The following is a 15,772-nucleotide window of genomic DNA, read 5'->3' as shown; positions in this document are numbered from 1 at the left end:
ATGGTGACTGACACACCGCTATCGCGAGCAGGCTCGCTCCCACAGGGGTTTATGACACCCTGACACTCCGCGTTTCACCTCCTTTCTGACACTTGTTCTCATTCGCTAATTTTTCCGGTCTGCATTCGTTTTATAGGGACGACGTGCCTTTGTGCTTCCTGCCAACGATCCGGATGCTTAGAAATGAATGCTGAAGACTCCTTGAAACTTGCTCGCCGGTTTATCGGGCTGCCCCTGGAAAAGCGGCACATGTTCCTTGCGGCCTTGCAAAAGGAAGGCGTTGATTTCGCCCGGTTCCCCATTCCTGCCGGTGTAGAGGCCGAGGATCGCCAGGCGCTGTCATACGCCCAGCAACGCATGTGGTTTCTCTGGCAACTGGACCCGCAAAGCGGCGCGTACAACCTGCCCGGCGCGGTGCGGCTGACCGGGCGTCTGAACCTGTCGGCGCTGGAGCAAGCCTTCGCCAGCCTGGTGGTGCGTCACGAAACCCTGCGCACGGTGTTCCAGCGCCAGGCCGACGACACCTTGCTGCAAGTGCCGGCCAGCGCGCCGCTAGTCATCGATCAGGTGGATTTCAGCGCGTTACCCGCCTCGGAGCGCGAAGTGGCAGTCGCTCAAGCGGCCGAGCACCAATCGGTGTTGCCGTTTGACCTGTCGGTTGGCCCACTGCTGCGCGTCACCTTGCTCAAGCTCGCTGACGAAGAACACGTCCTGCTGCTGACCCTGCACCACATCGTTTCCGACGGCTGGTCGATGAACGTGCTGATCGACGAATTCATCCGCTGCTACGACGCCTTTGAGGCGGGCACGCAACCGCAACTCGCGGCGTTGCCGATCCAGTACAGCGACTATGCCTTGTGGCAGCGCCGCTGGCTGGAGGCGGGCGAACAGGCGCGTCAACTCGATTACTGGCAGGCGCAACTGGGTGACGAACATCCAGTGCTGGAACTGCCGCTGGACCATTCGCGCCCGGCCATGCCGAGCTATCGCGGCACTCGCTATGAATTCGCGGTGGACAGCCATCTCGCCGAGCAACTGCGCAGCACTGCACAGAAACACAACATCACGCTGTTCATGCTCTTGCTTGGCGCATTCAACGTGCTGCTGCATCGCTACACCGGGCAGACCGATATCCGCGTCGGCGTGCCGATCGCCAACCGCAACCGCGCCGAGATCGAAGGCCTGATCGGTTTCTTCGTCAACACCCAGGTGCTGCGCACTCAACTTGACGGCCAGACCCGGGTCGACGACTTGCTGCAGGCGATCAAGGAAACCGCCCTCGGTGCCCAGGCTCATCAGGACTTGCCGTTCGAACGGCTGGTCGATGCGCTGAAACTGGAGCGCAGCCTCAGCCACACGCCGCTGTTCCAGGTGATGTATAACCACCAGCCGCAGGTTGCGGACGTGTCTTCGATCAGCACCGGCTCGGGCCTGGAGCTGGGCAGCATTGCCTGGCAAAGCCGCACCACCCAGTTCGACCTGACCCTGGATACCTGGGAGAAGGGCGGCAAACTGCACGCTGCGCTGACCTATGCGGACGACCTTTTCGACGCCGCCACCATCGAGCGGATGGCGCGCCACTGGAGCAATCTGCTGACGGCGCTGGTCGCTGACCAGCACCAGCGGATCGGTGAAATGCCGCTGCTGGAGGCGGGTGAACAGCAGGTGCTGGTGCATGACTGGAACCGCACTCAGGCTGCTTACCCGACCGATGTCTGCATTCACGCGTTGATCGAAGATCAGGTTCAGCGAACCCCGGATGCGCCGGCCCTGATGTTCGGTGCACGGACGTTGACCTATGGACAGCTCGATGCCCGCGCCAATCAACTGGCTCATCGGCTGCGCGAGCAGGGCGTGGGCCCGGATGTGTTGGTGGGCATTTGCGTCGAGCGCTCGCTGGAAATGGTCATCGGCCTGCTGGCGATTCTGAAGGCCGGGGGTGCCTACGTCCCGCTGGACCCCGAATACCCGCAAGAACGCCTGGCCTACATGATCGAAGACAGCGGCATTGCCCTGTTGCTCACTCAATCTTCACTGTTGCCAGCCTTGCCGACCGTTGCGATCGATGTCATTACCCTCGATCAGGACACTGGCTGGCTGGCTGCCTACAGCGAGCAGCGTCCCGAGGTGGCGGTGGTTCCTTTGAGCCTCGCGTATGTGATTTACACCTCCGGTTCCACCGGAAAACCCAAGGGTGCCGGCAACAGTCATGCGGCGCTGGTCAACCGTTTGTGCTGGATGCAGGAAGCCTATGGGCTGGACGCCAGCGACGCGGTGCTGCAAAAAACCCCGTTCAGTTTCGACGTGTCGGTGTGGGAATTTTTCTGGCCGCTGATGACCGGTGCCCGGCTGGTGGTGGCAGAGCCCGGGGCGCATCGAGAACCGGCGCGCCTGATCGAGACCATCGTCGAGTACGGCATCAGCACGTTGCACTTCGTGCCGTCGATGTTGCAGGCGTTTATCCACGAGCCGGGTGTCGAGGCCTGTGTCGGCCTCAAGCGCATCGTGTGCAGTGGTGAAGCCTTGCCACTCGACGCCCAGCAACAGGTCTTCGCCAAACTGCCCAAGGCTGGGTTGTTCAACCTGTATGGCCCGACCGAAGCGGCCATCGACGTCACCCACTGGACCTGTGTCGATGAAGGTGCCGACAGCGTGCCCATCGGTCGGCCGATTGCCAACCTGCGCACCCATGTACTCGATGCCGAACACTTGCCGGTGCCCAGCGGCGTGGCCGGTGAGTTGTACCTCGGCGGTGCCGGGCTTGCGCGCAGCTACCACCGACGTCCGGGCCTGACCGCCGAGCGATTTGTGCCGTGCCCGTTCCATGACGGTGCGCGTTTGTACCGCACGGGTGACCGGGTACGCCAACGCGCCGACGGGGTGATCGAATACCTGGGCCGTCTCGATCATCAAGTCAAGTTGCGTGGCCTGCGGATCGAACTGGGGGAAATCGAAACCCGGTTGATGCAGCATCCGCTGGTGCGTGAAGCGGTGGTTCTGGTGCAGGGCGGCAAACACCTGGTGGCGTATCTGGTACTTGAGAGTGCCGAGCCCGCCGAACAATGGCAGCAGGACGTCAAGGCCTGGCTGCTGGGCAGCCTGCCGGAATACATGGTCCCGACCTACCTGATGACTCTGGCGAAATTGCCGGTCACCGCTAACGGCAAGCTTGACCGCAAAGCCTTGCCGCAGCCGGATGCGGCGCCGCAACAAGCCTTCGTCGAACCTCAAGACGTCATGCAAAAGACGCTCGCCGCCATTTGGCAGGAGGTGCTGGGCCTTGCGCGTGTCGGCCTCGAAGACAACTTTTTCGAACTCGGCGGCGACTCGATCATTTCCATTCAAGTGGTCAGTCGGGCTCGGCAGGCCGGCATCCGCCTGAGCCCACGGGACTTGTTCCAGTACCAGAGCGTGCGCAGTCTGGCGCTGGTGGCCACGCTCGACAGCCACAGCGCTGTCGATCAGGGGCCAGTCAGTGGTGAAGCACGGCTGTCGCCGGTGCAAGCGCTGTTTTTCGAACAACCGGTGGTCGAGCGTGAGCACTGGAACCAATCACTGCTGTTGACGCCTCGTGAACCGTTGAACGCGGCATGGCTCGAGGCGGCGTTGACCCACGTATTGAATCACCATGATGCCCTGCGCCTGCGCTTCAGCCACAGCGCGGATGGCTGGCACCAGGTGCACGGATCGCTGGTCGAGCGCGCAGAGCTGTGGCAGCGCGCAGCCACGTCTACCGAGCAGTTGACCGCCGCCTGCGACGAAGCGCAGCGCAGCCTGAACCTGGAAAACGGGCCGCTGCTGCGTGCATTGCTGGTCAGCATGGCCGATGGCAGCCAGCGCTTGTCGCTGATCATTCATCACTTGGTCGTAGACGGCGTTTCCTGGCGCGTGTTGCTGGAAGACCTGCAGCAGGCCTACGAACAACTGGCCGGTGCCGGACGCGTGTCGTTGCCGGCCAAAACCAGTGCTTATCAGGCCTGGACAGAACGGCTGGCCGAGCAGGCGCAACGGTTTGATGGGCAACTGGCGTACTGGAAACACCAGCAAAGCCGCGCGGCAGAGCTGCCGTGCGATCGCCCCGAAGGCGGTTTGCAGAATGTACATGGGCAGAAAATCGAATGGCGCCTCGGTGCCGAGCTTACGCGGCAACTGTTGCAGCAGGCGCCAATGGCCTATCGGACTCAGGTCAACGACCTGTTGCTGACGGCGCTGGCGCGCACCATCAGCCGCTGGACCGGCCAGCCGGACACTTTGATCCAGCTGGAAGGCCATGGCCGCGAAGACCTGTTCGACGATGTCGATCTGACGCGTACGGTGGGCTGGTTCACCAGTCTGTTCCCGGTCAATCTGACCAGCACCGACGACCTCGATGGCTCGATCAAGACGGTCAAGGAGCAGCTGCGTGCCGTCCCTGACAAAGGCCTGGGTTATGGCGTGCTGCGCTACCTGGCGGATCCGGCGATCGGCGCGCAGCTGTCGGCCCTGACGCCACCGCGCATCACGTTCAACTACCTGGGGCAGTTCGACCGGCAGTTCGACGAGAAGGCCTTGCTGGTGCCCGCGACCGAGCCGGGCGGTACGGCTCAGGATGAGCAGGCGCCGCTGGCCAACTGGCTGACCGTCGAAGGTCAGGTGTATGGCGGTGAGCTGGCCCTGAGCTGGGGCTTCAGCCACGAGATGTTTGATGCCGCGACGATCCAGCGCCTGGCGGATGATTACGCCGTTCAGTTGCAAGACTTGATTGAACACTGCTGTGCCTTGAAGGCGTCGCTGGCCACCCCGTCCGACTTCCCGTTGGCGCGCATCACCCAGGCACAACTGGATGCCTTGCCGATGGCGGCCTCGACCATCGAGGATGTGTACCCGCTGTCTCCGATGCAGCAGGGCATGCTGTTCCATACCCTCTATGAGCCGGAAGTCGGCGCCTATATCAGCCAGTTGCGCCTGGACATCCAGGGCCTGGATCCGCAGCGATTCGCCAAGGCCTGGCAAGCGGCCCTTGATCGTCACGATATTTTGCGCAGTAGCTTCCACTGGCAGGGCCTCGATACCGCGCACCAAGTGATTGCCCGTCAGGTGACATTGCCCCTTGAGGTGCTTGAAACGGCCGATCTGGATACGTTGGCCGATACCGAGCGTGCCCTCGGTTTCGCGCTGGATACGGCGCCGCTGTTGCGCTTGAAACTGGTGCGTACCGGCGCCGATGCATGGCACCTGATTTACACCAGCCACCACATCTTGATGGACGGCTGGAGCAACGCGCAGTTGCTGGGCGAAGTGATTGAACATTATGCCGCCGGGCAGGCGTTGCCGACGCCATTGGGGCAGTACCGTGATTACCTTGGCTGGTTGCAACAGCAATCGGCCGCCGCTGGCGAGCAATTCTGGAAAGCTGCATTGGCACCGCTGCAAGCGCCAACGCTGTTGGCCGAAGCCTTGCGCCCACCGGTGGGCGGGCAGGGCAGTGAAGCCCTTCGCGTTGCCCTGGACCCGCAGGCAACCCTGCGTCTGTCCGAGTTCGCGCGGCAACAGAAAGTCACGCTCAACACCCTGTTTCAAGCGGCCTGGAGCCTGGTGCTTCAGCGTTACACCGGTCAGGATTGCGTGGCTTTTGGCGCCACGGTTGCCGGCCGTTCGGCGCCGCTGCCGGGAATCGAGCAACAGCTGGGCCTGTTCATCAACACCCTGCCGCTGGTGTGTGCGATGAGCCCGGATCAGACCGTCAGTCAGTGGCTGGGGGAGCTGCAAGGGCTGAACCTGGCCCTGCGCGAGTTCGAGCATGTGCCGTTGTACGATATTCAGGGCTGGGCAGGGCAACAGGGTTCGGCGCTGTTCGACAGCCTGCTGGTGTTCGAAAACTTCCCGGTGGCTGAAGCGCTGAAACAAGGTGCTCCGGCCGGTCTGTCGTTCGCTAACCTGCACAACCACGAACGCACGCACTATCCCCTGACGCTGGGCATCGAACTGGGTGAAGGTTTGAGCCTGGAGTTCAGCTACGACGCGGCGCGCTTCAGTGCTTCGCAAGTCATTGAGCTGAGCGCCAACCTGCAGCACCTGCTCACCCAGTTGAGCACTCAGCCAAACGCCCGGCTGGGCGCTCTAAAGTTGCTCGACGACGCGGGTGCCCAGGCCATGCTGACGCTCTGCCAGCCGCCAGCGGTGTGCCTCCATGACTACGCGCTGGTGCACCAGCGCATTGCCGCCCAGGCGCAAGCGACTCCGGATGCGCTGGCCGTGCAGGCAGGTGAACTGACCCTGAGCTACGGCCAATTGAACGCTCAGGCCAACCGTCTAGCACACCGCCTGCTCGCCAGCGGCGTCGGCCCCGGCCAGCGTGTCGGCCTGGCAATGCGTCGCGGCCCACAGCTGATTGTCAGCCTGCTCGCGGTCCTCAAAAGCGGCGCGGCCTATGTACCACTAGACCCGAAATACCCGGCCCAGCGACTGGCCTACATGATCGAAGACAGCCGCCTGGAGCTGTTGTTGTGTGAATCCGGTCTGCTGAGCGACGTGCCGCTGCCATCACACATTACTCGCCTGAGTCTGAGTGAGCAGGCGGACGAACTGGCCGGCTACCCCGAGACTGATCCGTTGAATCGTGCGGTGGCCGAGGACCTGGCCTACGTGATCTACACCTCGGGTTCGACCGGGCTACCCAAGGGTGTTGCCATTGCCCACGGTGCCTTGCGCGAGTTCTGCCAGAGCGCTGCCGAGTATTCGGTGCTTGACGCCAGCGACCGGGTGCTGCAGTTCGCGACGTTCAGCTTCGACGGCTTTGTCGAGCAGTGCTACCCGCCGTTGTGTGTGGGCGCAGCGCTGGTCATGCGCGGTGACGATCTGTGGGATGCCACGCAACTGGCCGACGAAATCGTCCGCCGTGGTGTGACGCTCGCTGACCTGCCGGCCGCTTACTGGTATCTGCTGGCGCGCGAGTGCGCCAGTGGTGTCATCAAAACCCTCGGCGATTTGCGTCAGGTACACGTCGGTGGCGAAGCCATGTCGGTGGAGGGGCTGCGCCTTTGGCACGAGGCCGGCCTGAATCATGTACGTTTGCTCAACACCTACGGGCCAACCGAGGCAACGGTCGTGTCCAGCGTGCATGAGTGCCGCCTGACGGATGCCAACGACAGTTTCGGTATCCCGATCGGTCGGGCGATTCCCGGTCGCGCGTTGTACGTGCTCGACAGTGCCGGGCAATTGTTGCCTGCCGGTGGCGTCGGCGAGTTGTGCATCGGTGCACCGGCCAGCCTCGCCCAGAGTTACTTCGACCGCCCGGCACTCACCGCCGAACGTTTCCTTCCCGATCCATTTGCCCTTGAGCCGGGCGCACGGCTGTACCGCAGCGGTGACCTTGCGCGCTACAACAACGTCGGTGATCTCGAATATGCCGGGCGCATCGACCACCAGGTGAAAATTCGCGGTTTGCGCATCGAAATGGGCGAAATCGAGGCCTGCCTGCAAGCCCGCGATCACGTCCGCGAAGCCGCCGTCATCGCCCAGGACGGTCCGACCGGTGCGCAACTGGTGGCGTACGTGGTGCCGAGTGATGCCGGGTTGCCTGACGCCGAACAGTCCGTGCAAGCGCAATGGATCGATCAACTCAAATCGGCGTTGCGCCAGGCATTGCCCGACTACATGGTGCCGGCACACCTGGTGTTGCTGGCCGCGTTGCCGCTCAACAACAACGGCAAACTCGACCGCAATGCGCTGCCCAAGGTTGACCTGACTCAGGGGCCGCACACCTGTGTGGCGCCGCAAAGCGACCTTGAAATTCAGCTTGGAAGAATCTGGGAAGCGGTGTTGCACATCCCCTCGATTGGCCTGACCGACCACTTCTTCGAACGTGGCGGACACTCCTTGCTGGCCACCCAGGTGATTTCCCGGGTGCGTCACGAACTGACCCTCGATGTGCCGATGCGCGCCCTGTTCGAACATCCGACGCTAGGGGACTTTGCGGCGTGTTGCGCGACGTTCCAGCACAGCGTAACGCTGTCGATGGTTGCGCTTGAGCGCGGCCAGCCCATGCCGTTGTCCTATGCCCAGGAACGCCAGTGGTTTCTTTGGCAACTGGAACCGGACAGCGCCGCCTACCACGTGCCGAGTGCCTTGCGCCTGCACGGTCCGCTGGACGTCAGGGCGCTGCAACGCAGTGTCGACCGGTTGGTGGCGCGTCACGAACCGCTGCGCACCACGTTTCGCCAGGATGACGAACACACCGTTCAGATCATTCACCCGCAGGGCTCGGTGGCTATCCACCAGCAAACCCTTGAAGCCGGCGAAGACGCAATTCCGGGCTGGGTGCAGACGCAGATCCGTCAGCCATTCGATCTGACGAGCGGGCCGCTGTTGCGAATCAATTTGCTGCAGGTGGCGGCGGATGATCATGTCTTGGTGATCACTCAGCACCACATCGTTTCCGATGGCTGGTCGATGCAGGTCATGGTGCAGGAACTGGTTGAACTGTACGCCAGTGAACACGCTGGCCGGCCGCACCCCCTGACGCCATTGACCCTGCAATACGCCGATTTTGCCCAGTGGCAACGTCAGTGGATGGACGCGGGCGAGCGCGAGCGACAACTGGCGTACTGGGTCGCGCAGTTGGGCGGTGAGCAGCCGGTGCTGGAGTTGCCGCTGGATCACGCGCGGCCAGCGGTGCAAAGCTATCGCGGCGCACGCCTGGACCTGGCGCTGGACTCGAACCTGAGCACGCAACTGCATGACGTTGCACGACGCGAAGGTGTGACCTTGTTCATGCTGTTGCTGGCCTCGTTCCAGATCCTGTTGCACCGTTACAGCGGTCAAAACGATGTTCGCGTCGGCGTGCCGATTGCCAACCGCAACCGCGCCGAAACCGAGGGTTTGATCGGCTTCTTCGTCAATACCCAAGTGATGCGTGGGCAAATCGACGGCGAGCTGAGTGTGCGTGATTTGCTGGAGCAAACCCGACAAGCCGCGCTGGGTGCGCAATCCCATCAAGACCTGCCGTTCGAGCAACTGGTCGACGCCTTGGCGCCGGAGCGCAGCCTGAGCCGCAGCCCGTTGTTCCAGGTGTTGTTCAACCACCAGAGCGCCGAGGCACCGAGGGCCGGACTGGATGATTTGCGTATCGAAAGTCTGGCGTGGGACAGCGCCACGGCGCAGTTCGACCTGACCCTGGATTCGACCGAAACCGCTGCCGGTTTGCGGGTCTCGCTGACCTACGCCACCGACTTGTTCGAAGCGTCTTCCATTGCGCGCATGGCCGGGCATTGGCAGGCATTGCTGACCGGTATCGTGGCGGAGCCAGGCCAGCGGATCAGCGATTTGTCGATGCTGGCGCCGGCCGAGCGCCAAGTCATCCTGCACGACTGGAACGCGACGGCCACCGATTACCCGCTGACCTCAAGCGTGCAGCAGTTGATCGAAGCCCAGGTCTTGACCACCCCCCACGCTCCGGCGCTGGTCTTCGCTGACCAAACTCTGAGCTACGCGCAACTCAATGCCCGCGCCAACCAGTTGGCCCACAAGCTGATCGGCTCGGGTGTCGGTGCCGAAAGCCTGGTGGGCGTCGCCGCCGAGCGTTCGCTGGAAATGGTCATCGGCCTGCTGGCGGTGCTCAAGGCCGGCGGTGCCTACGTGCCACTGGACCCGGAATACCCGCAGGATCGCTTGCGCTACATGATCGAAGACAGCGGCGTGCAATTACTGCTGACCCAGAGCCATTTGCGCGACGCACTGCCGCTGTTCGCCAGCGTGCAGACGCTGCTGCTGGATGAACCGTTGGGCGGTTATGCCGAGAGCAACCCGAACGTGGCGGTCGATGGTGAAAACCTCGCCTACGTGATCTACACCTCGGGCTCCACCGGCCAGCCAAAAGGCGCGGGCAACCGCCATTCGGCGCTGACCAACCGCTTGTGCTGGATGCAGCAAGCCTACGGTCTGGGCGCTGGCGACAGCGTGCTGCAAAAAACCCCGTTCAGCTTCGACGTTTCGGTGTGGGAGTTCTTCTGGCCGTTGATGACCGGCGCACGACTGGTCGTCGCCGCGCCAGGGGATCATCGCGATCCGGCGAAACTGGTGGCGTTGATCAACCGTGAGCAGATCAGCACGCTGCACTTTGTGCCGTCGATGTTGCAGGCCTTTGTGCAGGATATCGACGTCGCGAGCTGCACCAGCCTCAAACGTATCGTTTGCAGCGGCGAAGCCCTGCCGGCGGATGCGCAGCAGCAAGTGTTCGCCAAGTTGCCGAACGCCGCGCTGTACAACCTGTACGGCCCGACCGAGGCGGCCATCGACGTCACCCACTGGACCTGCGTGGAAGAGGGGCGCGACAGCGTGCCGATCGGCCAACCGATCGCCAACCTCGGTTGCTACATCCTCGACGACAACCTGGAGCCGGTGCCAAGCGGTGTGTTGGGCGAGTTGTACCTGGCCGGTGAAGGTCTGGCCCGGGGTTACCACCAGCGTCCGGCGCTGACCGCCGAGCGGTTCGCGGTCAGCCCGTTTGGTGATGGCGAGCGGATCTACCGCACCGGCGACCTGGCCCGTTATCGCGCCGATGGCGTGATCGAATACGCCGGGCGGATCGACCATCAGGTCAAGCTGCGTGGCTTGCGCATCGAGTTGGGTGAAATCGAAGCGCGACTGCTGGAGCACGCCACTGTGCGCGAAGCCGCAGTGTCAGTGGTCGATGGCAAGCAACTGGTGGCCTACGTGGTGCTGGCCGACGACAGCGCCGATTGGCGCCCGGACCTGGTCGCGCACTTGCAGCGTGGACTGCCGGACTACATGGTGCCAAATCACTGGCTTAGCCTGGCGCAGATGCCGCTGAGCCCCAACGGCAAACTGGATCGCAAAGCCTTGCCCAAACCTGATATCAGCACCGGCAAGGCCGACTATGTTGCGCCGCGCAGTGAACTGGAACAGCGCATCGCCGCGGTCTGGGCCGATGTGTTGAAGCTTGAGCGGGTCGGGCTGACGGATAACTTCTTCGAACTGGGCGGCGATTCGATCATCTCGATTCAGGTGGTCGGGCGTGCGCGCCAGGCCGGGATCCAGTTCACCCCTAAAGACCTGTTCCAGCACCAGAACGTCCAGGCGCTGGCCACCGTCGTCCGCCTGGGTGTCAGCGGGTCGGTTGTCGCTCAGGGACCGGTCAGCGGCGCGACGCCCTTGCTGCCGTTCCAGCAGTTGTTCTTCGGCAGCGAGATTGCCGAGCGTCATCACTGGAACCAGTCGGTGCTGCTCAAGCCGGCCGAAGCCTTGAACGCACAAACTCTGGAGCAGGCCCTGCAAAGCCTGGTCGCGCATCACGATGCGTTGCGCCTGTCGTTCAATCAAACCAGCGAAGGCTGGACGGCCACCCATCGCCCGCTCGACAGCGCACACACGCTGCTGTGGCAAGGCGCTGTGACCGACGATGCGCAACTGCACGAGGCCTGCCTGCAAGCCCAGCGTAGTTTCAATCTGGCCGATGGCCCACTGGTGCGCGGTCTGTTGCTGGACCTGGCCGATGGTTCCCAGCGCTTGCTGCTGGCGGTGCATCACTTGGTGGTGGACGGCGTGTCATGGCGGATTTTGCTGGAGGATCTGCAAAGTGCCTATCAGCAGCTCTGCAACGCACAGGTGGCGAAGCTGCCGGCGAAAACCAACGCGTTCAAGCACTGGGCCGAACGCTTGCAGCAGCATGCGCCAAACCTTGAAGGCGAACTGGACCTGTGGCGCGGACAATTGCAAGGTGCGCCCACTGACCTGCCGTGCGACAACCCGTACGGCAGCGTGCAGAACCGCCATGCCCTGACGGTGCAGACGCGCCTTGACCAGGACCTGACCCGGCAACTGCTGCAACAGGCCCCGGCGGCGTATCGGACGCAGGTCAACGACCTGTTGATGACGGCACTGGCGCGGGTGATCTGTCGCTGGACCGGCCACGACTCGACGCTGATCCAGCTTGAGGGCCACGGTCGCGAAGACCTGTTCGACGACATCGACGTAACCCGCACGGTCGGTTGGTTCACCAGTGTGTTCCCGGTGCGCCTCACACCGGCCGCCAGCCTCGATGCCTCGATCAAGCAGATCAAGGAACAGCTGCGAGCGATCCCCGACAAAGGGCTCGGCTTCGGAGTGTTGCGTTACATGGGCGATGAGGCCACGCGCCGTGTGCTCGGCGAGTTGCCGTCACCGCGCATCACCTTCAACTACCTGGGGCAGTTCGACAGTCAGTTCGATGACGCCGCATTGTTCGTGCCGGCCAGCGAAAGTGCCGGCGAAGAGCAGAGCCCGCTGGCACCGCTGGGCAACTGGCTGGAGCTCAATGGCCGTGTGTATGGCGGTGAGCTGAGCCTGGGCTGGACCTTCAGCCGCGAGATGTTCGATGAAGCCACCGTCCAGCGCCTGGCCGATGAGTATGCCGTGGAACTGAAGGCGCTGATCGAGCATTGCAGCCACGATCGTCACGCCGGTATCACGCCGTCCGACGTTCCGCTGGCGGCACTGACCCAGGCGCAGCTCGATGCCTTGCCGAATGCCGGAGCGGACGTCGAAGACATCTATCCGCTGTCGCCGATGCAGCAGGGCATGTTGTTCCACAGCCTTTACGAGCAAGGGTCGGGCGACTACATCAATCAGATGCGTGTCAGCGTCCAGGGCCTGGACGCCGAGCGTCTGCGCCAGGCCTGGCAGGCCGCGCTGGATAATCATGCGATCCTGCGCACCCGTTTCGTCTGGTCCACCGAGCAGGAGCAGCCGTTACAGATCGTGCAGCGTCGGGCTGACCTGCCGTTCGCCTTGCATGACTGGCGTGATCGCTCCGACCTGATGCCCGCGCTGGACGCGCTGGCAGAAGAACAACTGCGTGAAGGCTTTGATCTGCTCCAGGCGCCACTGTTACGCCTGGTGCTGGTGCGTACCGGCAATGACAGCCACGAGATGATCTACACCAGTCATCATATTTTGATGGATGGCTGGAGCAACTCGCAGTTGCTCGGCGAGGTGTTGCAGCGCTATGCCGGGCAGACGCCGGCCGCCACGGTGGGACGTTACGCGGATTACATCGGCTGGTTGCAGCGCCAGGACGCACAGGCCAGCGAGCAGTTCTGGAAAGGGCAGTTGGCGACGCTCGATGAGCCGACGCGACTGGCCCAGGGCCGGATCGATAGCACTCCGGCACTGGATGCCAGCGGCCATGATCAGCACACGCGCCTGATGGATCGTGACCAGACGCAACGCCTGAGCGAGTTTGCCCGTCAGCAGAAAGTCACCCTCAACACCTTGGTGCAAGCGGCGTGGCTGCTCTTGCTGCAACGCTATACCGGACAGGCTACGGTCGCGTTCGGCGCCACGGTCGCCGGGCGTCCGGCCGATTTGCCAGGCGTCGAACATCAGGTCGGGTTGTTCATCAACACCTTGCCGGTGATTGCCAGCCCAAGTGCCGAGCAAACGATCGGTGCCTGGTTGCAGCAGGTACAGGCGCAGAACCTGGCCTTGCGCGAGTTCGAATACACGCCGTTGGCGGACATTCAACGCTGGTCGGGCCATCGGGGTGATGGCTTGTTCGACAGCCTGCTGGTGTTCGAGAACTACCCGGTGTCCGAGGCACTGGACAAGGGTGCGCCGCAAGGCATGCGCTTTGGCCAGGTGTCCAGCCACGAACAAACCAACCTGCCGCTGACCGTGCTGGTGGATCTGGGTGACACGCTGTCGTTGCAGTTCGCCTATGCGCGCCGGCATTTCAGCGCCGAGATCATCGAGCAGATCGCCAGCCAGATGCAGCACCTGTTGCGGCAAATGGCCGGATCGACGGCGGATCATCTGCTGGGCGAGTTGCGCCTGATGGATGACGCGCAGCAGCAATTGATTGTGCGCGACTGGAACCGCAACAGCGCCAGCTACCCGCAAACCGAGAGCCTGCATCAGCTAATCGCGGCTCAGGCGCACAAAACGCCTGGCGCGATTGCCGTGAGTCTGGACGATCAGCAACTCAGCTACAGCGAGTTGAATCGCCGGGCCAACCGGCTCGCGCATTTGCTCATCGAGCGCGGCGTAGGTGCCGACGTACTGGTAGGGTTGGCGGCGGAACGTTCGATCGAGATGATCGTCGGCCTGCTGGCTATCCTCAAGGCGGGCGGTGCCTACCTGCCGCTGGATCCTCAATACCCTGCCGAGCGCTTGCAGTACATGGTCGAGGACAGCGGCATCGACTTGCTGTTGATGCAGCCTGGCGTGCTCGCGCACCTGACGCTACCGACACAGATTCAGACCTTGCTGCTGGGCAGCGACGGCGATGTGCAGCCGGATCAACCGGACACCGACCCGCAAGTGACGGTGGACAGCGACAACCTGGCGTATGTGATCTACACCTCCGGTTCTACCGGCAAGCCCAAGGGCACGCTGCTCGCCCATCAGCATGTGTTGCGTTTGTTCGAGGCCACCGACCACTGGTTCAACTTCGGCGCCGAGGATCGCTGGACGTTGTTCCACTCCTACGCGTTCGACTTTTCGGTCTGGGAAATCTTTGGCGCGTTGCTGCACGGTGGCCGACTGGTGATCGTGCCGCACAGCGTCAGCCGTTCGCCGCAAGAGTTTTACGCGCTGTTGTGTCGCGAGCAGATCACGGTGCTGAACCAGACGCCATCGGCCTTCAAGCAATTGATGCAGGTGGCCACCGATGCTCAGGAGAGCGGGCAACCATCACTGCGTTATGTGGTGTTCGGCGGCGAGGCGCTGGAGGTCAAGAGTCTGCGGCCATGGTTCGAGCGCTTCGGCGATAGTGCGCCACAACTGGTCAACATGTACGGCATCACCGAAACCACGGTGCACGTCACCTATCGACCGCTGACCCTGGCCGACCTGCACAACGACGCTGGCAGTCCGTTGGGCGAGCCGATTGCGGATTTGTCCTGGTACGTGCTGGATGCCGATCTCCACCCGGTGCCCAAGGGTTGCATCGGTGAGTTGCACGTCAGCGGCGCCGGACTCGCCCGCGGTTATCTGAACCGCGCCGATTTCAGTGCCACGCGCTTCGTACCCAACCCGTTCAGCGACAGCGGTGCGCGGCTGTATCGCACCGGCGACCTGGCGCGCTACTGCGCCGACGGGCGGATTGAGTACTGCGGACGGATCGACCATCAAGTGAAAATTCGCGGCTTCCGCATCGAGCTCGGCGAAATCGAAGCACAACTGCTGGCCTTGCCCGAAATCCGCCAGGCCGTGGTGCTCGATCAGCCGGGCGCCGGTGGCGCGCAACTTGTGGCTTACCTCGTCGCTGCGCAGTCTGTCGCCCCGACAGAGCAGGGCGCATGGCGCGAACAGGTACGCCAGGTACTTAAGGGCAATCTGCCGGATTACATGGTGCCGGCGCATTGGCTGTTGCTCGATCAACTGCCGCTGACCGCCAACGGCAAACTCGACCGCAGGGCGCTGCCACAGCCGGATGCGAATCTGTTGCAGAACGCCTACGTGGCACCGGTCAGCCCGTTGCAAGAGCAACTCGCCGAGGTCTGGGCCGACGTGTTGAAAGTGGAGCGAGTGGGCCTGGCGGATAACTTCTTCGAACTCGGCGGTCATTCGTTGCTGGCGACCCAAGTGGTGCTGCGTTTGCGCGAGCTGCTGGGCTTCGAAATCCCCCTTGCCAGCCTGTTCGGCAGTGCCGATCTGGCGACATTCAGCGACGCCGTTCAAGCCCTGCAACCCGATTTGCAGCCCGTTCATGATGTTTTGGCTAAATCCTTGGAGGCCCTCAATCGTTTATCAGCAGATGAACTTGAAAAACTGATTTCCTAACGAGGACCACGGC

1 protein-coding gene is annotated in these 15,772 nt (G+C 62.9%); it reads left to right on the top strand.

Annotated features, from left to right (window positions below):
- Window positions 1–183: 183 nt before the first annotated feature.
- On the top strand, window positions 184–15,759 hold the full coding sequence (locus ACA070_RS21035) for a non-ribosomal peptide synthetase (RefSeq protein ID WP_497448190.1): 15,576 nt from the start codon (window positions 184–186) through the stop codon (window positions 15,757–15,759).
- The last annotated feature ends 13 nt before the right edge of the window (window positions 15,760–15,772 follow it).

This window comes from Pseudomonas sp. LBUM1678 (assembly GCF_059695575.1).
This window is presented reverse-complemented; position numbering and strand designations above follow the sequence as displayed.

What these genes read in the sequence shown, in the direction of transcription:
- ACA070_RS21035 (WP_497448190.1), top strand. Translation starts at nt 184, where the DNA reads ATGAATGCTGAAGACTCCTTGAAACTTGCTCGCCGGTTTATCGGGCTG.